This window comes from Mesorhizobium sp. W067 (assembly GCF_054719525.1).
The window spans coordinates 3,571,922-3,590,849 of the sequence record NZ_JBTTII010000001.1 but is presented as its reverse complement, the minus strand read 5'-3'; the positions used below and the strand labels follow the sequence as shown (position 1 = coordinate 3,590,849).

Genomic DNA, 18,928 nt, shown 5'->3' with positions numbered 1-18,928 from the left:
CGCCGCCATCCGCAAAGCCGCATGGGAAAGGTTCAGCCGCGCCTGGTCAGCACGAAGTTCTGCCCGGCGGAGCTGGTGCAATTCAGCTGGTTTATGGACACCAGCAGGCAGTTGAAAGCGATTGGCTGCTGCCGGATCAGCGAGGTTCCGTTGATCTCGACCGAGGTGGCGCCGGTCTTGGTGTAGCTGCCGTCAGCGAATTTCTCACCGGTCTCCGCCGAAACGGTGGTGAAGACGCCGCCGTTCAATGTCGAGACCGCCTTGCCTTCGGCGTTCAGCCATGAGCCTTCGACGCCTCGCGCCTGCGATGAGATCGGTGGCCCGTCGGAGCCGCCGGTGGTGCAGGCGGCAAGCATCGTCGCAAGAACGCCCGCCGCTCCCGCAGAAAGAATTTTGCGCGCAATCGTCATATCAAATCCTCTCCTGACGCATCGGCCCAATCGTCAAACGACGTTTTGGGGAACACGATGTGCGTGGCCTCAAGTTTCCAGAGCCGTCCCTCGTGCGTCCAAATGGATGCACACTGCTCTCGTCCGCATCCCTTCAATCGCCCGATTTCCGGGCGATTGCAAGGCAGTGAGGCAGGGGTATGGAACCGCTATCGAACGAGGATGTTGCGGAATTGCCACGGGTCGCTTTTGTCGAGGTCTTCGGGAAACAGGCCCGGACGGTTATCGAGCGGCGTCCAGTCGGTGTAGTAGCCCTTGACCGGTCCGAGATACTGGGACTGCACTTCCAGGCAGCGCTTGTAGTCCATCTCGTCGGCCTCGACGATGCCGGCTTCCGGGTTTTCCAGCGCCCAGACCATGCCGGCGAGCACGGCCGAGGTGACCTGCATGCCGGTAGCGTTCTGGTAGGGCGCCAGCTTGCGGGCTTCGGCCAGCGACAGCTGCGAACCGTACCAGTAGGCGTTCTTGGCATGGCCGTAGAGCAGCACGCCAAGCTCGTCGACGCCGTCGACCAGCTCGTTTTCGTCGAGCACATGGTGGACCGGCTGCGGCTTGCCGGCAGCGCCGAACATTTCGTGGAGTGACAACACGGCGTCGTTGCAGGGGTGATAGGCATAGTGGCAGGTCGGGCGGTATTGGACCTTGCCCTTCTTACCGCGCACGGTGAAGAAGTCGGCGATCGAGATCGCCTCATTATGCGTCACCAGGAAACCGTATTGCGCGCCCGGCGTCGGGCACCAGGAGCGCACGCGGGTGTTGGCGCCGGGCTGTTCGAGATAGATCGCGGCCTTGGAGCCATGCTTGTGCTCCTTGCCGTTCTTCGGCATCCATCTCTCATGCGTGCCCCAGCCGAGCTCGGCCGGCTGCAGCCCTTCCGAGATGAAACCTTCGACCGACCAGGTGTTCCAGAACACGTTCATCGGCTTCGGCTTCTTGGTGCGCTGGGTGTCGCGCTCGGCGATGTGGATGCCCTTGACGCCGGCCTTCTTCATCAGCTTCGCCCAGCCGTCACGGTCGTCCTGCGCGGGTTCGGAAAACTCGAGGCCGAGGTCGCCGGCAAGGTTCAGCAGCGCCTGCTTGACGAACCACGAGACCATGCCCGGATTGGCGCCACAGGTCGAAACCGCGGTAGCGCCGCCGGGCTTGTCGTGCTTCTCCTTGATCAAGGCTTCGCGCAGCGCGTAGTTGGTGCGGCTGGCATTGTCGGCCTTGGCGTCGAAATAGAAGCCGAGCCACGGCTCGACGACGGTGTCGATGTAGAGCACGCCGAGCTTGCGGCAGAGCCGCATCAGGTCGACCGAGCCGGTATCGACCGACAGATTGATGCAAAAGCCCTGGCCGCCACCATTGGTCAAAAGCGGCGTCAGCAGTTTCTTGTAGTTTTTCTCGGTCACGTGCTCCTGCACGAAGGCGATGCCGCGCTCGTCGAGCAGCTTGCGGTCGGTGTCGAGCGGGTCAATGACCGTCATGCGCGACTTGTCGAATTTGAAATGGCGCTCGATCAGAGGCAGCGTTCCCCGTCCGATCGAACCAAAGCCGATCATCACGACAGGGCCGGTGATTTCACCGTAAACGGGCCAGTTTTCATTCGCCATTTTATCGAGCACTCCTTAAAGCAACGCGCCAAAACGGCCGTTCGACCGCCGCGCGACAAACCATAGATCATTGTCACAATAAAGCGAAAAGCAGGGATAAGGTTAGTTCCCGACGGCGCAGATGCGCCTACGGTTCGAGCAGTTTCGCGAATTCCGGTGTGAACAGCGCTTGTGCTTCGGAGACCGGGATTTCAACGAGATCGTCGCCGCAAGCCTGGATGACGTTGGGCAAACCTTGCAGCCCGAAGACCAGAACCTGCCTGTCGCCATCGCGTTTCAGGCTGGCGCCGAGATAGTCGCTGATCAAATCGTCGATGCCGCATTCGGCCTCGTAATCCACCTCGGTCTGGTCGCTTGGCTTCTTGCGCTTCTCCTTGACGAAGGTGGCCAGCGAGGGGCCTGGCTTGCCCTCGACCGTATCGGAAAACATGTCGTGAAGGGTAAGCAAGGCGCCACGGCGTACGTCCATGACATAGGCGTCGGAATAGTTGTTCGGATGCGCACCGCCGCAATAGAGGCTGCCGGATTCCGACCAGCTCATCAGCTTCGGCGTCAATGACGTCACTTTGGACGTCGTGTCTTCATAGCCGCCAAGCGAATCGTCATCCATGCCCTCCATCGGCGGCCCGTCGTGGAAACCGGCATATTGCAGCGCCGCGCACGTCAAGGCGCTGAGGCTGTCATGCCAATGGCGGTTCTGCAGCAAGGCATTGGCGGCTTCGATCGGCGCACTGCCGGCGAGATCGACGATGCGCGGCCTGGCGAATTTGGTGCGCGGATCGGTGACATAGTTGTAGGCTGCATCCGGCCAACCTTCCTTGGCGTCTGCCTTGGGCGCGAAATCCAGCTTGAGATAGTCGTAGGGCGATGCCGCCATGGTGATCGGCGCATCGTCGCCCGAGAATGTGATGTCGGTGAAATCATAGAGATCGCGTGGCGTCGTCGCCGGCGTCTCCGTCTGGGCACGGCTGGCGATCCTTGTCAGCTTCAGCGGCAGGGTCTTTTTGGCCGTCCAGGTGCCTTCCAGCGTCTTGCCCTTGTCGGCGGAACTCAACCGCCAGATGGCGCCGATGGGTGGAGCCTGGCCGTCGCCGCACTTCTTGGCGTCGCAGGCTTCTTCCTCGGCCAATTGAAAGGTGGCGCCCTTGCTCGACTTCGCCTGCAGAGGAATATCGACGCCCTTGGAGCGGTAGAAATAGCGCGCCGCCAGTGCCTCTCCAGCCGTCGCCGGATCGCCTGTAAACTCGACGACGATGTCGATGTTGCCGAGCTTGCCGGCATAGGTGACGGGGTCGGCGAGCGCCGTTGCCGGCAACGCCAGCAATGCACCGAGCAATACGGCTTGCTCCAGGATTTTTCGGATCATCGTCACTCCAGCGTCATGGCTTGCAGGCGTTGCACCAGCCTGTCACGGTCTGACGTCATCCCCTTATAGTCGAGTTGAGCCTCATCCAGCGCCTGCAATTGCGCCGCGAAAGATGCGGCAAGCGATGCCCGGTCGGGATGCCGCGCCAGCACTTTCAACGGGTCGAGATGGATGCGGATGGTGAACAGGATGTCGCGCGAGACGGACAGTTTGCGCAGCGTCTGGCGCTCGACGCGGATGAAGGCGTGGGCGTTTACGTCGCCGTCGGGAAATCGCGAGGGGCGGTTGGTGGCACGGTCGATGCGCTCGACATTGGAGAGCGGATGATAGAGCGCGTCGCCGGCCTGGATCGACCAGTTGAAGCGTTCGACAGCCTGACCCTGCAGGCCGTCGAACATGCGGTTGATGAGCTCGGCCGGCCTGGTGCCCGGACCGAAGCCGGGCACCGGTGCGTGGATCTGCTGCAGCGGCCGGCCGAATTTCTCGACCAGCGACCAGGATGACGGGAAACACAGCGAGCCGGCGGCGAGCCGCCAGCCGGTGTCGTCACGGCGCATCAGGATCAGGTCTTCCTGGACGAGCAGCGACGCTGCGACCAGCGGGGCATCGGGGATGGTGGCGTCAGAGTCGGCTTTGGCGCCAATGACCTCAACCCCGGCATTGGTGCGCCGGTACATCCCGGGAAATGTCGACAGCAGATGTGCTTCGATGAGGCCGCGCACTTCGCGCTGGGCGTCGCGCGTGCCGTCTTCCTCGACAAACACCTTGTCGGGAATTTCGGCATACAGCCGGCGCTTTTCGGCGAGATGGTCGAAGAGATACCGGTCGACCTCGATCCATTTGTCGAGCTCGAGCGGCTTCAGCCCGATGGTGAAGAGCTTTGAGGAGCCATCATAGGGCGTGTGCGTGGGCTGAGGAGAATTCATGCTTCGCTAGAAAGTGTCCAATGCCCGCTGTTATTCTCGCAGCCGCTTCGTATCAGGCCAATGTTGCCGGGATCAAGCCGCGCAGAGAATTGCCGACGAACAGTGTTTTGGCGGATTTCAACTCGTCATAGCTGTAGATCGCCTCCTGGGCGCGGCCTTCGTCCAGCAGCTCGGCGCGCAATACGCCAGGCAGCAGGCCGCAGTCGAGCCTGGGTGTCATCAGCATGCCATCACCGAAATCGGCGAAGACGTTGGTGATGGTGCCTTCGCAGATTTCACTGCGCTCATTTGCGAGCAACACTTCGTCGGCCTGGGTGATCAGATATTCGGAGCGGGCGTGAGTGTAGACTTGCCGCCGGCCGGTCTTGTGGCGCAGCAGCGTGTCGGCCGAGGAGAGCCGCACCCGTGCCAGCTGCAGCCGCCAGACCTTGTCGGCGGCGAACGGCTCATAGGCCTGGACCGAGGCGGTCACTTCGCCATTGCGCTGCAGGACGAGCCGGGTGCGCAGCGCCGTCTGCTGCGCCCCGATAGTATTCGCCAGCACCTCGCCGATCCGCTGCGGATCGCAGGCAAAGCCGAGTTCTTCCGCCGAGCCGTAAAGGCGCGCGAGATGGCGTTCGAAGCGCAGAAAGCCCTGGCCGGGCTCCCAGCGCATCGTCTCGATCAGCTCGAAATCGGCGGTGTCCCCGTCGCGAAGCGCGCCTTCAGCAGACACTCCTGATACTCCTCTTGCGCCGTCGAATCGAAGACGACGCCGCCGCCGACATTGTAAACGGCCTCGCCACTGGAAAAGAGCGATATAGTGCGGATCGCCACCGAAAAGCGCATCATGCCGCCAGGCGCGATCCAGCCGATGGCGCCGCAATAGACGTCGCGCGGTGTCTCTTCCAGCTCGTGCAGGATTTCCATGGCGCGGATTTTCGGTGCGCCGGTAATCGAGCCACAGGGAAACAGCGCGCCAAAGATTTGGCGGATGCCGAGACAAGGCAGAAGCTTCGCCCGCACACGGCTCACCATCTGATGGACGGTCGGGTAGCTCTCGATGCGGAACAGTTCCGGCACTTCCAGCGTGCCGATCTCGCTGATCAGGGAGATGTCGTTGCGCAGGAGATCGACGATCATCCGGTTCTCGGCCTGGTTCTTTTCGTCGTTGCGCAAGAAGGACTTCAACCGCGCGTCCTCGGCCTTGGTCGCGCCGCGCGGTGCGGTACCCTTCATCGGATGGGTTTCGATCATGCCTTCGGCATCGATCGCGAAGAACAGCTCGGGCGAACGCGACAAGACGATGGGATCGCCGAGCGAAATCAGCGCGCCATACTTGACCGGCTGGCGTCCTGTCAGTGCGTCGAAGGCAGCAAGCGGATCGCCCGACCATTGGGCACGGACCGGAAAGGTCAGGTTGCCTTGGTAGCAATCGCCCTTGCGGATGTGGTCGTGAAGGCGCGCGAAGCGTTGGGCGTAGTCCTGAGCGGACCAACTGGCCCTGGCGTCGAAGATGGGGCCATTGGTGGCCGGCGCATCGTTGCGCGGCACGGCCTCTTCGGCCGGGGCATCGAAGACACCCAGACAAACCAATGGCGCGCGCCGGCCTTCAGGCAGCAGCGGCACGAGTTTCGGTTCGAGCAGATAGCCCGCTTCGTAGGAGAAATAGCCGGCCAGCCATTTGCCGGCATCGCTCGCCGCCTGCGCAGCCGCCAGCGCCGGCAGAAAATCCTTGGCATCATAGGCAATGATGATGTGGGCCGGGTGGTCGAAGACCAACTGACGGCCGCTTTCATCGTTGCGGAAAATGGCAGAGGGCAGGGGCATGGGGCTCGGGTACTGCGGTCGATGACGCCAGAACCGCTCTATATGGGGGCCGGGCGGCGTGCAATCGAGGGAGCGGCGTCGCAGGGCGCAAAGACAGTGGCGAATGCAAGACGGCGCCCGAGAGCGCCGCCTTCTGGTTATGTTGCCGATGACAGATCAGCTGTTGTTGGCGGTCCCGGCGCTCGGGAATTGGCGTGCGAACTCCTTTTCGTCGCCGGCGGCAAGCAGCTTGGCCTGCTCGACCCACTTTTCGCGAGCGATGCGGCCGTCGAAATTCAGCGTGTCCTCGATGCGCTTGACGTCGGCCGCGGTCCAGCCGGCGATCTGCGCGTAGGTCGTGACGCCAAGGCCCTTGAGCAGTTTGTCGTTGACCGGGCCGATACCGATCAGGCGGCGCAGATTGTCGGCCTTTCCAGCTGCCGGGGCGGCCTTCTTCGGGACGGCGGCGGGCTTTGAAGCCGCGGCGTTGGGAGCGGCCTTGGCGGCGGCAGGTTTGCTGGCCGCTGGTTTTGCGGCCGCGGATTTGGCCGCAGCTGGTTTGGCCGCGGCGGGTTTGGCGGGGGTCGGTTTCGCGGCCGGGGCGGACTTGGCCGTTGCCGCTGTCGATACCAGCGCGGCCGGCGCCGAACTTGAAGGCTTGGCGGATGGAGCTGATGTTTCACGCAGCCGGCGTTCGAGATCGGCGCGGGTCTTGCCGCAGGCGTCGAGTTCGCCAGTCAGGCGATCGGCGTCGGCGCGCAGTCTGTCACGCTCGCTGCGGGTGCGGTCGAGATCGCCGCGCAGGCTGTCGAGTTCGCCGCGCAGCCGGCCCCAGATAAACCAGCCAACCAACACACCTACAAGGAACGCCAGGACAATGTAAAAGAAGGTCATCGTCTCTCTCCAGTCGGATCCGTCCGCCGCCGTCCCAAGTCATGACCTTGGCAGATCGGATCATCCAATGTGGTTCGGCGGCTCAGGGAACAGCCGGTCTGTCGTCGAGTGTCGGCGTTCGGCTTTCCGCCATTGCCAACCGTCGCTGTCGCATTCGTCAGACCGCTGCCATGGGCCGGGATGCTGTCCGGCCTTAAGCCGCGCGCCCGGCTGAGCTTCAGTCGGAAAGCTATCATACGGCTTCGGGAAAGCTAACGGAATTTTCGCCGGAGAGTTATTCAAGAACAGATATTTAGAACAAGAACAGAGCTGCCGTCACATGCATTCCGGCTAAACTGTTCTGCGATCCTGCAAAGTCGAGGCCGCTGCTGAACCTGCCACTCTGCGCCATCGGTCCAATGGGTGCGCGCATTAACTGTCGAGCGCTTCCAACTCGTCGATCAGGCCGCCGATCACGCCAAGCCCGATCTGCCAGAAGGCGGGGTCGGTGGCGTCGAGGCCGAAGGGGGCGAGAAGTTCGGAGTGATGCTTGGTGCCACCAGCGCGCAGCATCTCGAAATACTTGTCCTGGAAGCCATGCTCGGCGTTCTGGTAGACCGCGTAGAGCGAGTTCACCAGGCAGTCGCCAAAGGCATAGGCGTAGACGTAGAAGGGGGAGTGGACGAAGTGCGGGATGTAGGTCCAGAAGACCTCATAGCCCTCGCGCAGCTTGATCGCCGGCCCCAGGCTTTCGGCCTGCACCTCGAGCCAGAACTGGCCGAGCTTGTCGGAGGTCAGTTCGCCGTTCTTGCGCTCTGCATGCACCTTGCGTTCGAACTCGTAGAAGGCGATCTGGCGCACGACCGTGTTGATCATGTCCTCGACCTTCTGGGCGAGCATCGCCTTGCGCTCGCGCTTGTCGGTGGTCTGGTCGAGCAGCGAACGGAAGGTCAGCATCTCGCCGAAAACCGAGGCCGTCTCGGCCAAAGTCAGCGGCGTCGAAGCCATCAGGGCGCCCTGGCCGCCGGCCAGCACCTGATGCACGCCGTGGCCGAGTTCATGCGCCAGCGTCATCACATCGCGCGGCTTGCCCATGTAGTTTAGCAGCACGTAAGGGTGCGCCGAAGGCACGGTCGGATGGGCGAAGGCGCCGGGCGACTTGCCGGGCCTGACCGGCGCGTCGATCCAGTTGCGGTCGAAGAAGACGCGGGCGATCTCCGCCATATCGGGGGAAAAGCGCTGATAGGCCGACAGCACGGTGTTCCTGGCGTCGTCCCAAGGGATCACGGCCTGCGGCGTCTCGGGCAAGGGGGCGTTGCGGTCCCAGTGGTTCATCACCTCCATGCCGAGCCAGCGCGCCTTCATCTTGTAGTAGCGATGCGACAGGCGCGGATAGGCTTCGCGCACGGCCGACGCCAGCGCATCGACCACGCTGCGCTCGACACGGTTGGCGAGATGGCGTGAATCGGCGATGTCCTCAAAGCCGCGCCAGCGGTCGGAAATCTCCTTGTCCTTGGCCAGCGTGTTGGTGATCAGCGTGAAGGTGCGCAGGCGCTTGCGGAAGGTTGCGGCCAGCGCTTCGGAGGCGCGGCGGCGGACCTCCCCATCGGCGTCCTGGAGGCGGTTCAGCGCCGGCTCCAGCGTCAGTTCCTCGCCGTCTATGTCGAAGCGCAGATCGGTCATCGTCTCGTCGAACAGCCGGTTCCAGGCACCGCGTCCGGTGATCGACTTCTCATGGAACAGCTGCTCGACCCGGTCCTCGAGCTGGTAGGGTTTGTCCATTCTGAGGTCGAGCACCCAGGGGCGGTAATGGGCAAAGCCGGCGTCGGCGGCGAGGGCTGCTTCGAGCGCCTTGTCGTCGATCAGGTTCAGCTCCAGCGCGAAGAACAAAAGATGCGCGCTGGCGTCGGTCATCTTCTCCTGGATGTCGCCATAGAGCTTTGCGCGTTGCGGATCGGCGGTGTTGCCGGCATAGATCAAGCCGGCATAGGAGACGATGCGGCCGATCAGTTCCTCCAGCGCCTCATAGGCTGTCAGCGCCTCGCCAAGCCTGCCGGCGCTGCCGCGCCCGGCCTCCGCAGCCAGTGTGCCCTTCCAGCGGTTCTCGAAGGCGACGGCATCGGCCGCCGCCTTGGCAAGGTCGCGCTTCAGTTCGGGCGCCTCCATGCCGGAATAAAGATCGGCGAGATTCCATTCCGGCAGGTCGCCGAGTTCCGCCGCGCCCTGACCGGACGCTACCGCCGCAAGCTGCCGACCGAGAATCCTGCTCATCAACAATTACCTTCTGGAATCAAGGGGAAAGGACAAGCCGGTCAAATCCTAAGGAATTCGTTCACCGGGTTTTTTGAAACCTTGTTTAGAACCCTGTGCCAAGATGATCCATGGGAATTTCCCAGGCGGGCAACTCAAATCAGTCATGACAGGTTCCATTCTTATAGTCGATGACGATCCCGTGCAGCGCCGGCTGCTCGAGGCGGCGGTGACGAAATTTGGCCACAGCGCCATCGTTGCCGATGGCGGCGAGGCCGGTCTGAGCGCGCTTGACGGACCCAATGCGAGGGATATTTCGGCAGTCATCCTCGACCTTGTCATGCCGGGCCTCGACGGCATCGGCGTGCTGAAGGCGATGCGCGAGCGCGGCATCACTGTTCCCGTCATTGTGCAGACTGCGCAGGGCGGCATCGAAACGGTGGTCTCGGCGATGCGCCACGGCGCCTTCGATTTTGTCGTCAAGCCGGCGTCTCCCGACCGGCTGCAGACCGCGATCGGCAACGCGCTCAAGGTCGAGGCGGTCGAGGACGAGGTCAAGCGCACGTCGCGGCGTCGGGGCGGCCACCTGACATTCAAGGACATGATCACGCATAGCCCGGCGATGGACCGGGTGATCCGCCTCGGCCAGAAGGCTGCGGCCTCCAACATCCCGATCCTGATCGAGGGCGAATCGGGCGTCGGCAAGGAATTGGTGGCGCGCGCCATCCAGGGCAGCGGCGAACGCCGCACAAAGCCGTTCGTCACCGTCAATTGCGGCGCCATCCCCGACAATCTGGTCGAATCGATCCTGTTCGGTCACGAAAAAGGTTCGTTCACCGGCGCCACCGAAAAGCACACCGGCAAGTTCGTCGAGGCGCATTCGGGCACCCTGTTCCTGGATGAGATCGGCGACCTGCCGCTCGACGTGCAGGTCAAGCTGTTGCGCGCCGTGCAGGATGGCGAGGTCGATCCGGTCGGCGGCCGTTCCACCGTCAGGGTCGACATCAGGCTGATCTCGGCCACGCACCGCAACCTTCTGCAGCAGGTCAAGGACGGCAAGTTTCGCGAGGACCTGTTCTACCGGCTCAACGTTTACCCGATCGTCGTGCCGCCGCTGCGCGACCGCCGCGACGACATCCCCTATCTGGTCAAGCATTTCATGGACAAGGTGGCGCCGGCGGGCAATCGCCTGCACGGCATCTCGGATGCCGCAGTGGCCATGCTGCAGGCCTATGATTGGCCGGGAAACATCAGGCAGCTGGAAAACGCCGTGTTCAGGGCCTCGGTGCTTGCCGAAGGCGATGTGCTCACGACTGACGAATTTCCGCAGATCCGGGCGCAGGTCGACGGCACCGTCAATCTCGACGCCCATGCGTCCTTGTCGGACCCCGGCATGGCCTTGAGCACCGGATCGCAAGGCGATGGCGCGCAGACTGACGACGCCGGTACTGCAGCTGCCGAGCCCGCCCCTCCGGCGAGGCTGCTTCAGCGTTTCGGCACGCTGCGGGCGCTGGACGAGCGTGGCAATGTGCGTGCGCTGGCCGATGTCGAACTCGAAATGATCAAGCTCGCCATCGACCATTATAACGGCCAGATGAGCGAGGTCGCACGGCGTCTCGGCATCGGCCGCTCGACGCTCTACCGCAAGCTCAAGGAATACGGCATCGACCCGGAAACCGGTCGCCTCGACCGCCTTGCCTCCTGAACGCCGAATTCCACAGCTTGCCAACGCAAGGCCGGGACCAGCTTGCCGTGCCATATCCGGCGCTGCATAAGGGGGTCGGGGCGGGAATATGGCTGATGCGGACAGCGTTGTTCACGCATTAAGGCCAGCGGTAACAGATCGTGTAGCGCGAAAAGGCTGAATCTTGATCTAAACCAGCAGTTTACCAAGAAATCCTGTGTATTATTTTTGACGGGATATCGCCACGGTGTTACCGCATTTCGGCTTCAATAAGCGATGATTAACCATTAGGATCGATATTCGGATGTGAGAACCACGCATCCGTTTGGACAAATCCGGGGACAAACGGCAGCCTGCAAGGCCTTTTGATTTGAACAAAGTCGAACGACACAGAAACGGGCGGCGCGATCACATGGGCGTCTGGCCGAGATGGCTGGCAGCGTTGATCGTTGCGTTCGCTTTCCTCGCCGCAACTGCTGCCGGCGCCAGCGCTGAAACGCGCTCGCTCAAGCTCTATCACCTCCACACGCACGAAAAGGCCGAGATCGTCTACAAGCGCAATGGCCGCTACGATCCGGCAGGCCTCAGGAAGATCAACATCATCCTGCGCGACTGGCGTCGCAACGAACCGACCAAGATGGATCCGCGCCTGCTCGATCTGGTGTGGGAAGCTTACCGGCAGGCCGGCGCCACCGACTATATCCAGGTCGTCTGCGGCTATCGCTCGCCGTCGACCAATTCGATGCTGCGCAGCCGCAGCCGCGGTGTCGCCAAGGAAAGCCAGCATATGCTGGGCAAGGCGATGGACTTCTACATTCCGGGTGTGCCGCTGAAAAAGCTGCGCAACATCGGCCTCAAGATGCAGGGCGGCGGCGTCGGCTACTATCCGTCGTCGGGTTCGCCCTTCGTCCACATGGACGTCGGCAATGTGCGACATTGGCCAGGCATCAGCCGCCAGGAACTGGTCAGCCTGTTCCCCAATGGCAAGACGCTGCATGTGCCGAGCGACGGCAGGCCGTTGCCGGGTTATGACCAGGCGCTCGCCTCCTACAAGGCGCGCAAGGGCGCCGGTTCTCCTGCCATCATGATGGCCAGCGCAGGCGGCAGCACCAAGAAATCCGGTGGCTTCCTGTCCGCTTTCTTTGGCGGTGGCGGCGAAGACGAAGCCGACGACAGCGCCGATGTCGCTACCGCCGCGCCGCCGCCGAGAAGCGTGAAGCCGGTGCTGGCTGCCACGAGCAACAACAACAGCAATCTGCCTGGCATCGCGATCGTGTCGCCGCAGAACGCCAAGCGCGCCAACATTCCGCAGCTTGCCGACGACAGCGCTGACGATTCGGAGCCGCAGGACACGCCGGAGACGATCATCGCCGCGCTGCCCGCCAAGGAAGTGCCGCTGCCCGCTTTCGCACCGCGGCCGAAGGCCGATGTCGGCGCGCAACAGCCTGAGACCGTGCCGTTCGGCGTGGCCGATGCCACCACCGAACAGACGGTGGCGACGGCGCAGGCGCCGGCCAATGTGCCGTTCGGCACGGCCGATGCGAGCAATGCCGACCAGGGGGCCGATCAAGCTGCCGCTCCGGCGCAGGTCGCGGTGAACGTCCCGTTGCCGACCTGGCGTCCCGACCGCTCTTCGCCGCCGGCTGAGCTTGCGCCGCAGGACGAGGGCGTTCTGCTGGCGCTGGCCGATACGGCTGCCCACAAGCAGAGCGCAACCGACGCGTTCTCGGTGCTGCCGTCGCAGCGTCCGGACGAGGTCAAGGCGGTTCTCGAACAGGCCAGCGCCGCCGATACAGCCGGTGCTACCGACGACTATCAGGTCGCCTCGCTCGAGCCGCGCTCGGCGTTCAACGATCCGTCAGGTGTCGATGCCGCATCGCCGCGCGGTGCTATTGCTGCCCGTCCCGCCGGTACCGATCCGGCCTCAGTGATCGGCGCCGGCGTCAAGACGACACGCAAGGAAGCCAGGGCTTCGGCCCGCGACCTGAAGCCAGGACCGAAGGCAGTGGTGGTGGCGGCCGAACCGCAGGCGGCCCGCTGGGCGCTGAGCAGCGGCGACAACATCGCCACCGTTTCCAGCCCGACGACAGCGCCGCGCTATGCATACAACATCGTGCATACGCCGCCGAGCGAGGTCTACACCGCAGGCTTCCAGGCGGACAACCAGATGGCCGATGCCAACCGCTTCACCGGCAATGCCGTGAAATTCCTTTCGGTCGCCCGCTTCCAGACGAAGTAAGAGCTCGACGGGGTAAACATCGAAGCCGCGCTGGGCAACCCGCGCGGCTTTTTGCTGTTGGCGAATCTCCAGCACTGGCTTCTAGCGTCCCGGAATGCTAACCACCAGCCTGCATTCCCGCTTCGTCTAATGGTAGGACAGCGCCCTTTGAAGGCGTGAATCGAGGTTCGAGCCCTTGAGCGGGAACCAAAATCTCAATGCGTAGCAACCCCCGTCGGCGCAAGCTGGCCGGGTTTCTTGTGCCGAGAGCAATCCAGGAACAGTGTGAAACGATTTGCCGGGAAAAGCGCGGAGCGTTTCCCTTGGGAATTGCGCAAAGATAAAGTAGCGAGGTTATTTTCCGAGCTTGCTCGCGGTCTGTGCGAGCGCCTCGATCTCATCCCACTTGCCGGCCTTGACCAACTCGTCCGGCGCCACCCACGAGCCGCCGACGCAGATAACGTTGGACAGGCTGAGATAGTCGGCCGCGTTCTTGGCCGAGATGCCGCCGGTCGGGCAGAATTTCACGTCGGCCAGCGGCGAGGCAAAGGCCTTCAGCGAGGCGATGCCGCCGGATTGTTCGGCCGGGAAGAATTTCAGGAACCGCAGGCCGGCCTCGCGGGCAGCCATGATCTCGCCGGGCGTGATGGCGCCGGGCAGCAAGGGAACGTCGCTGTCCTTGGCCGCCGCCAGCAACTCTCGCGTGATGCCGGGGCTGACGATGAATTTCGAGCCAGCGGCCGCTGCCTCGTCGAACTGCTTGGCATCCAGAATTGTGCCGGCGCCGACAATGGCGCCCTCGACCTCACCGGCGACGCGGCGGATCGCTTCCAGCGCATCGGCGGTTCTCAACGTGATCTCGATTGCCGGCAGGCCGCCGGCGGCCAGCGCCCGGGCGAGCGGGACGGCGTCCGCGACATTGGCGATCTTCAGCACCGGAATGACCGGCTGGCCATTGAGCAGCGACAGGAGCGTTTCGGTCTTGCTGAGCATTGGCTTGTCTCTCCCTAGGTGATTTCAACCGATTAGCAGAAGGCCGATTCCGAGTCCACGAAACCCGGCCTGCCGCGATGTCACATGTCGGCCAACGAGCCTGCGGGCGAATACCGAGGAAGTGCTTTAGCTCTGCCTTGAATCCGCTTTGACCACAGTCTAGTGGCTTGGCGATGACCAACCATGAACCCGTGCGCGTCGCCGCGCTCTACAAATTTGCGAGGCTGGGCGACTTCGACGCGCTGCGGGTCTTGCGCACGCCGCTTGCCGCCTTCTGCTGCGGGCGCGGCATCAAGGGCACGCTGCTTCTGGCGCAGGAGGGCATTAACGGCACGGTCGCCGGCAGCGAAACCGACATAGCCGACCTGATCGCTTATCTCGAGGCCATCGAGGGTCTTGCCGATCTCGAGGTCAAATACAGCACTGCCGCCGAAATGCCGTTCCATCGCATGAAAGTGCGGCTGAAGCGCGAGATCGTCACCATGGGCGTCGAAGACCTCGACCCGGCGACGGGTGCGGGGACCTATGTCGCGCCGGCCGACTGGAACGCGCTGATCTCGGACCCCGGCACCATCGTCATCGACACACGCAACGCGTACGAAGTGTCGATCGGCACGTTCGAGGGCGCGGTGGACCCGCGCACGTCGAGCTTTCGCGAATTCCCGGCCTGGGTGGAAAAACACCGCGACCAACTCGACGGCCGCAAGGTTGCGATGTTCTGCACCGGCGGCATCCGCTGCGAAAAGGCGACGGCCTATGTGAAGTCGCTCGGCTTCGAGGATGTGTTCCATCTCAAGGGCGGCATCCTCAGATATCTCGAAGAGGTGCCGGACGAAGACAGCCTGTGGCAGGGCGAGTGTTTCGTCTTCGACGAGCGGGTCTCGGTGTCGCATGGGTTGACCGAAGGCGAGGCCGAACTCTGCCGCGCCTGCCGGCATCCGCTGACGCCGGAGAACCGGCTGTCGCCGCATTTTTCCACCGGCGTGTCATGCCCGCATTGCTACGAGGCACGCTCGGATGAGGATCGCACCCGCTATGCCGAGCGCCAGCGCCAGGTCGAACTTGCGCAGGCGCAGGGCAGGGGACATATCGGCAGTTAAGTGCCGCCGACGCCCTGACTGGATCACCACACGACAGAATAGCGGTCGATCACCCACAGCCATGTGCCGTCGGCCTGCCGGCGCGCGACCTCTGAGGTTATCGAGCCGTCGGCAAGCCTGGTCGACGTCAACGCGAGTTCGCCGTTAATGGCCGCCGGGCGCTGCTCGCCGCGCTGGAATTTTCGCCAGCTCGCGGCAAAGGCTTCGAACAAAGCGCGGATCGCCTCATGGCCACGGGTCAATTCGGCTGCTCCGGTGTCGATGACGGCATCGGGTTCGAACAGCGCTACCATGCCCTCAATGTCTCCCGCCCATTGCCGATCAATTAGCAGGCGCTCCAGATCCTGGGGATCTCGTGCTTGGTCGCGGTCTGGCTGATCGGTCACGGCAAAACTCCTCCCTCGCCGACGTTGCGGCGACACTAACCGAAGCCGAGGCGGGTTTCGACACATCGAATTTGATTTGCGGCATTGCCGGCGCCGATAGCAAAGCGCCGGTCCGTCATTGTAATGTCAACAATCGGGACCTACGTCTGCAACGTCCAAAACCTGCCCGTCCACGTTGGCGCGGGCCCTTTTCTGGAGGCACCATGTTCGACCCCAAGAAGCTTCTCGACGATCTGCTCGGCTCGCAAGTTCCCGGCACAACCGGCACCGTTCGCGACAAGGCCGGGCAGGCTGTGCAGATGGCCAAGGACAATCCGCTGGCCGCCGGTGCGCTGGCCGCGGTGCTGCTTGGAACCGGCACGGGACGGCAGGTCACCGGCACGGCCGTGAAGCTCGGCGGACTGGCTGCGATCGGCGGTCTCGCCTACAAGGCCTACCAGAATTACAAGGCCGGCAATGCACCCGAGCAGGCGCCGGCGGCCGGCCAGCCGGAATTGCTGCCGCCGCCCGCCGACACCGGCTTTCATCCTTCACAGGCGCCACAGGGGGAGGACGAGTTCACGCTGACCCTGGTGCGGGCGATGATCTCGGCGGCCAAGGCCGATGGCCATGTCGATGACGCGGAACGCCAAAAGATCGCCGGCAAGCTCAGTCTGGCCGGCATCGGCACGGAAGCGGAAAAGTTTCTGATGGCCGAGCTGGACAGCCCGCTCGACCTCGATACGCTGGTCGCAGGCGCCAAGACCGATGAGCAGAGGCTCGAGCTCTACACGGCGTCCCGACTGACGATCGACCCCGATACGCGCGCCGAACGCGGCTATCTCGACCTGCTCGCCGGCCGGCTCGGCCTGCCGGATGCGCTCGTCGATCATGTCGAGGCGACGGTGTCGGCGGTCAAGGTGCCGGTTCCGTCAGGCACGGCGCCGAACCCGCGCTGGTAGACAACGCAGCCGCGGCGGGAAAAGCGTTAACTTCTCGTTTACCGAGGAAGCGCATGATTTTAGTTAGTCGGATCGGCTTTTCCTCCTCCCAAGCCCGGTTCAGATCAGGGGGCGGTCGCCAATGACCGCCCTTTTTGTCGGACCGATCACATAAAGCGCGTGGCGCTTCATGTTTTTGTCCTGGTGCATGTCGTTCTCTCAGAACCGGGGCCACTTTTGAGCGACATGCATTAGTGTCCGGCTTGCCATGATCGCCCTCATTTGCGATGGGTCGGTGCATTCGGATGCACCCCGATCTGTGCCGGGGATGCGCGGCGCGCAGGAGCAAAATCCATGACAGCCCTCACAGAGAAAACCGCCATCGTCACCGGCGCCGGCACCGGCATCGGCAAGAGCGTCGCCACGGCGCTGCTCAAGGCGGGCTGGAACACGGTGTTTTGCGGCCGCCGCAAAGCGGTGCTCGACGCCGCCATTACCGAAGCCGGGAAAGCGGACGCCAAGGCGCTGGCAGTTGCCTGCGACATCAGCAAGGCCGGCGAAGTCGATGACCTGTTCGAGACGGTGGCCGCAGCCTTCGGCCGTGTCGATCTGCTCTTCAACAATGCCGGCATGAGCTACAAGTCGACGCCCATCGACGAGATCCCGGTCGAGGTCTGGAACGATATTGTCGGCGTCAATCTCACCGGATCGTTCCTATGCGCTCGCGCCGCCTTCAGCGTCATGCGCAAGCAAAAGCCAATGGGCGGCCGCATCATCAACAATGGCTCTGTGTCGGCCTATGCGCCACGGCCGGGCTCGGTGCCCTACACCGCGACCAAGCACGCCATATCGGGGCTGACCAAGACGCTGGCGCTCGACGGCCGGCCCTATGACATCGCCTGCGGCCAGATCGACATAGGCAACGCGCTGACCGATATGGCGCACGCAATGACGGTCGGCGTGCCGCAGGCCAATGGCACCATCGCCGCCGAGGCGGTGATGGACGTCCAACGCGTCGCCGACGCCGTCGTCCACATGGCCAGCCTGCCGCTCGACGCCAACGTGCTGTTCATGACCGTGATGGCGACCAAGATGCCGTTCGTGGGGCGTGGGTGAGCAGCCGAAGGCCTACTTCTTCAAAAACGCCTCGATCCGCTCCAGCGCTCGCAAGATGTTCTCTTCGGAATTGGCGTAGGAAAGCCTGATGTAGCCTTCGCCGAGAATGCCGAAATCGGGACCGCCGATCAGCGCCACGCCGGCCTCCTCGAGCAGTGCCGAGGCGAGCTTCTTGGCCTTCCAGCCGGTCTTCGAGACATTCGGAAAGGCATAGAAGGCGCCCTTCGGCGTTATGCAGGAGACGCCGGGCAGCGCGTTCAGCCCCTCGACCACGATCTTCCTGCGGTTGTCGAAGGCGCGCATCATCTTGTCGACATCGTCCTGCGGGCCGTCGATCGCGGCGATGCCGGCGAACTGGCTCGGCGCGTTGACGCAGGACCAGCAATTGACCGCCAGCTTGCGGACCTTGTCGTAGAGATGCCCGCCCTTGTCGCCATTCGGCCAGATCGACCAGCCCATGCGCCAGCCGGTCATCGCCCATGTCTTCGACCAGCCGTTGAGCACGATCAGCCGGTCGCGAATTTCCGGAAAATTGAGCAGCGAAAAATGCGTCTCGCCGTCATAGGTCATGACGTCGTAGATTTCGTCGGAGAGGATGGCGACCTGCGGATGCGCTTGCAGTCCCTTCACCAGCTTCTCGATCTCGGCGCGCGGCGTGACGCCGCCGGTCGGGTTGGCCGGTGAGTTGAGGATTAGCAGTCTGGTCTTCGACGTGATCAGCGCCAGCGTCTCTTCTGCCGAGAAGGCAAAGCCGTTCTCCTCGCGGATCGGCACCGGAATGGGCGCGGCGCCGGTGAACTCGATCATCGAGCGGTAGATCGGAAAGCCTGGGTCTGGATAGAGGATCTCGGCGCCGGGTTCGCCGAACATCAAGATGGCCGCGAACATGGTCGGCTTGCCGCCGGGCAGGATCATTACATTCTCGGGCGAGACTTCGACGCCGGTAGTGGTCAGCGTGCGCCGCACCACCGCTTCGCGCGTCGCCAGCAGGCCATTGGCGGGGGTGTAGCCATGGTGGCCGTCGCGCAGCGCCTTGATCGCGGCCTCGACAATGTGCTGCGGCGTTTTGAAGTCGGGCTGGCCGATGCCGAGATTGACGATGTCGCGGCCCTGTTGAGCCAGTGCAGTCGCGCGCGCCAGCACGGCAAAGGCGTTTTCCTCGCCGAGACGGTCGAAGGCCGAAATCGTGTGGAGCATTTTTCCCGTCCGTGTGGTTCTTGCTGTTAGGTCGCGTTTTTGTGAGCGTCTGCTCACAAAAGTCAAA

At 63.3% G+C, this 18,928-nt stretch carries 16 protein-coding genes and 1 tRNA gene; 6 read left to right on the top strand and 11 right to left on the bottom strand.

From position 1 onward, the window contains the following. Nucleotides 1-32: 32 nt before the first annotated feature. The 8 genes from ACYG97_RS17490 to ACYG97_RS17455 form a co-directional block, all read right to left on the bottom strand. The gene (locus ACYG97_RS17490; RefSeq protein WP_023671949.1) at nucleotides 33-410 is read right to left on the bottom strand and encodes a hypothetical protein; all 378 of its coding nucleotides are present in this window, start codon (nucleotides 408-410) and stop codon (nucleotides 33-35) included. A 188-nt stretch (nucleotides 411-598) separates the two neighbouring features. Beyond that, on the bottom strand, nucleotides 599-2,044 hold the full coding sequence (locus ACYG97_RS17485; protein WP_023691759.1) for a homospermidine synthase: 1,446 nt from the start codon (nucleotides 2,042-2,044) through the stop codon (nucleotides 599-601). Nucleotides 2,045-2,171: 127 nt separating this feature from the next. Next, nucleotides 2,172-3,410 (bottom strand): hypothetical protein, encoded by a 1,239-nt coding sequence (locus tag ACYG97_RS17480; RefSeq protein ID WP_023733481.1) that lies wholly within the window; start codon nucleotides 3,408-3,410, stop codon nucleotides 2,172-2,174. A gap of 2 nt (nucleotides 3,411-3,412) precedes the next feature. Then, nucleotides 3,413-4,336, bottom strand: coding sequence for a heme-dependent oxidative N-demethylase family protein (locus ACYG97_RS17475; protein ID WP_023733480.1), 924 nt, complete (start codon nucleotides 4,334-4,336; stop codon nucleotides 3,413-3,415). A 52-nt stretch (nucleotides 4,337-4,388) separates the two neighbouring features. Then, a complete protein-coding gene (locus tag ACYG97_RS17470; protein ID WP_031245950.1) occupies nucleotides 4,389-5,051 on the bottom strand; it encodes an aminotransferase class IV family protein in 663 nt (220 codons plus the stop codon). Beyond that, a complete protein-coding gene (locus ACYG97_RS17465) occupies nucleotides 5,000-6,145 on the bottom strand; it encodes an aminodeoxychorismate synthase component I (protein ID WP_023733478.1) in 1,146 nt (381 codons plus the stop codon). The genes ACYG97_RS17470 and ACYG97_RS17465 overlap by 52 nt, the downstream gene beginning before the upstream one ends. Before the next feature lie 156 nt (nucleotides 6,146-6,301). Beyond that, on the bottom strand, nucleotides 6,302-7,018 hold the full coding sequence (locus ACYG97_RS17460) for a protein in NADH-ubiquinone oxidoreductase complex (protein ID WP_023733477.1): 717 nt from the start codon (nucleotides 7,016-7,018) through the stop codon (nucleotides 6,302-6,304). A 411-nt stretch (nucleotides 7,019-7,429) separates the two neighbouring features. Continuing rightward, a complete protein-coding gene (locus ACYG97_RS17455) occupies nucleotides 7,430-9,268 on the bottom strand; it encodes a M3 family oligoendopeptidase (RefSeq protein WP_023733476.1) in 1,839 nt (612 codons plus the stop codon). Nucleotides 9,269-9,413: 145 nt separating this feature from the next. On the opposite strand from ACYG97_RS17455, the gene ACYG97_RS17450 reads away from it, so the two are divergent. The 3 genes from ACYG97_RS17450 to ACYG97_RS17440 all read left to right on the top strand — a co-directional run bounded on the left by ACYG97_RS17450 (nucleotide 9,414) and on the right by ACYG97_RS17440 (nucleotide 13,359). Continuing rightward, complete coding sequence (locus ACYG97_RS17450; RefSeq protein WP_023733475.1) at nucleotides 9,414-10,952, top strand: sigma-54-dependent transcriptional regulator; 1,539 nt, start codon at nucleotides 9,414-9,416, stop codon at nucleotides 10,950-10,952. A 391-nt stretch (nucleotides 10,953-11,343) separates the two neighbouring features. Next, nucleotides 11,344-13,170 (top strand): DUF882 domain-containing protein, encoded by a 1,827-nt coding sequence (locus tag ACYG97_RS17445; RefSeq protein ID WP_023733474.1) that lies wholly within the window; start codon nucleotides 11,344-11,346, stop codon nucleotides 13,168-13,170. A gap of 115 nt (nucleotides 13,171-13,285) precedes the next feature. Further along, a tRNA-Gln gene (locus tag ACYG97_RS17440) sits at nucleotides 13,286-13,359 on the top strand. A 144-nt stretch (nucleotides 13,360-13,503) separates the two neighbouring features. On the opposite strand, the gene ACYG97_RS17435 is transcribed toward ACYG97_RS17440, so the two are convergent. Further along, nucleotides 13,504-14,142, bottom strand: a complete 639-nt coding sequence (locus ACYG97_RS17435) for a 2-dehydro-3-deoxy-phosphogluconate aldolase (protein WP_023701045.1) — start codon at nucleotides 14,140-14,142, stop codon at nucleotides 13,504-13,506. Nucleotides 14,143-14,315: 173 nt separating this feature from the next. On the opposite strand from ACYG97_RS17435, the gene trhO reads away from it, so the two are divergent. Next, the gene (gene trhO / locus ACYG97_RS17430) at nucleotides 14,316-15,242 is read left to right on the top strand and encodes an oxygen-dependent tRNA uridine(34) hydroxylase TrhO (RefSeq protein WP_023733473.1); all 927 of its coding nucleotides are present in this window, start codon (nucleotides 14,316-14,318) and stop codon (nucleotides 15,240-15,242) included. 23 nt (nucleotides 15,243-15,265) lie between these two features. On the opposite strand, the gene ACYG97_RS17425 is transcribed toward trhO, so the two are convergent. Further along, nucleotides 15,266-15,694 carry a YybH family protein gene (locus tag ACYG97_RS17425; protein WP_280940046.1) on the bottom strand — a complete coding sequence of 143 codons (429 nt, stop codon included), beginning with the start codon at nucleotides 15,692-15,694 and terminating at the stop codon, nucleotides 15,266-15,268. Nucleotides 15,695-15,831: 137 nt separating this feature from the next. On the opposite strand from ACYG97_RS17425, the gene ACYG97_RS17420 reads away from it, so the two are divergent. Beyond that, nucleotides 15,832-16,569 carry a tellurite resistance TerB family protein gene (locus tag ACYG97_RS17420; protein WP_023733471.1) on the top strand — a complete coding sequence of 246 codons (738 nt, stop codon included), beginning with the start codon at nucleotides 15,832-15,834 and terminating at the stop codon, nucleotides 16,567-16,569. 333 nt (nucleotides 16,570-16,902) lie between these two features. Further along, entirely contained in the window at nucleotides 16,903-17,664 is a 762-nt protein-coding gene (locus ACYG97_RS17415) for an SDR family oxidoreductase (protein ID WP_023733470.1), read from the top strand. A 12-nt stretch (nucleotides 17,665-17,676) separates the two neighbouring features. Here the strand turns inward: ACYG97_RS17415 and ACYG97_RS17410 are convergent, their stop codons facing one another. After that, a complete protein-coding gene (locus tag ACYG97_RS17410) occupies nucleotides 17,677-18,861 on the bottom strand; it encodes a pyridoxal phosphate-dependent aminotransferase (RefSeq protein ID WP_023710953.1) in 1,185 nt (394 codons plus the stop codon). Nucleotides 18,862-18,928: the final 67 nt, after the last annotated feature.

What these genes read in the sequence shown, in the direction of transcription:
- ACYG97_RS17490 (WP_023671949.1), bottom strand. Translation starts at nt 410, where the DNA reads ATGACGATTGCGCGCAAAATTCTTTCTGCGGGAGCGGCGGGCGTTCTT.
- ACYG97_RS17485 (WP_023691759.1), bottom strand. Translation starts at nt 2,044, where the DNA reads ATGGCGAATGAAAACTGGCCCGTTTACGGTGAAATCACCGGCCCTGTC.
- ACYG97_RS17480 (WP_023733481.1), bottom strand. Translation starts at nt 3,410, where the DNA reads ATGATCCGAAAAATCCTGGAGCAAGCCGTATTGCTCGGTGCATTGCTG.
- ACYG97_RS17475 (WP_023733480.1), bottom strand. Translation starts at nt 4,336, where the DNA reads ATGAATTCTCCTCAGCCCACGCACACGCCCTATGATGGCTCCTCAAAG.
- ACYG97_RS17465 (WP_023733478.1), bottom strand. Translation starts at nt 6,145, where the DNA reads ATGCCCCTGCCCTCTGCCATTTTCCGCAACGATGAAAGCGGCCGTCAG.
- ACYG97_RS17460 (WP_023733477.1), bottom strand. Translation starts at nt 7,018, where the DNA reads ATGACCTTCTTTTACATTGTCCTGGCGTTCCTTGTAGGTGTGTTGGTT.
- ACYG97_RS17455 (WP_023733476.1), bottom strand. Translation starts at nt 9,268, where the DNA reads ATGAGCAGGATTCTCGGTCGGCAGCTTGCGGCGGTAGCGTCCGGTCAG.
- ACYG97_RS17450 (WP_023733475.1), top strand. Translation starts at nt 9,414, where the DNA reads ATGACAGGTTCCATTCTTATAGTCGATGACGATCCCGTGCAGCGCCGG.
- ACYG97_RS17445 (WP_023733474.1), top strand. Translation starts at nt 11,344, where the DNA reads ATGGGCGTCTGGCCGAGATGGCTGGCAGCGTTGATCGTTGCGTTCGCT.
- ACYG97_RS17435 (WP_023701045.1), bottom strand. Translation starts at nt 14,142, where the DNA reads ATGCTCAGCAAGACCGAAACGCTCCTGTCGCTGCTCAATGGCCAGCCG.
- trhO (WP_023733473.1), top strand. Translation starts at nt 14,316, where the DNA reads ATGACCAACCATGAACCCGTGCGCGTCGCCGCGCTCTACAAATTTGCG.
- ACYG97_RS17425 (WP_280940046.1), bottom strand. Translation starts at nt 15,694, where the DNA reads ATGTGTCGAAACCCGCCTCGGCTTCGGTTAGTGTCGCCGCAACGTCGG.
- ACYG97_RS17420 (WP_023733471.1), top strand. Translation starts at nt 15,832, where the DNA reads ATGTTCGACCCCAAGAAGCTTCTCGACGATCTGCTCGGCTCGCAAGTT.
- ACYG97_RS17415 (WP_023733470.1), top strand. Translation starts at nt 16,903, where the DNA reads ATGACAGCCCTCACAGAGAAAACCGCCATCGTCACCGGCGCCGGCACC.
- ACYG97_RS17410 (WP_023710953.1), bottom strand. Translation starts at nt 18,861, where the DNA reads ATGCTCCACACGATTTCGGCCTTCGACCGTCTCGGCGAGGAAAACGCC.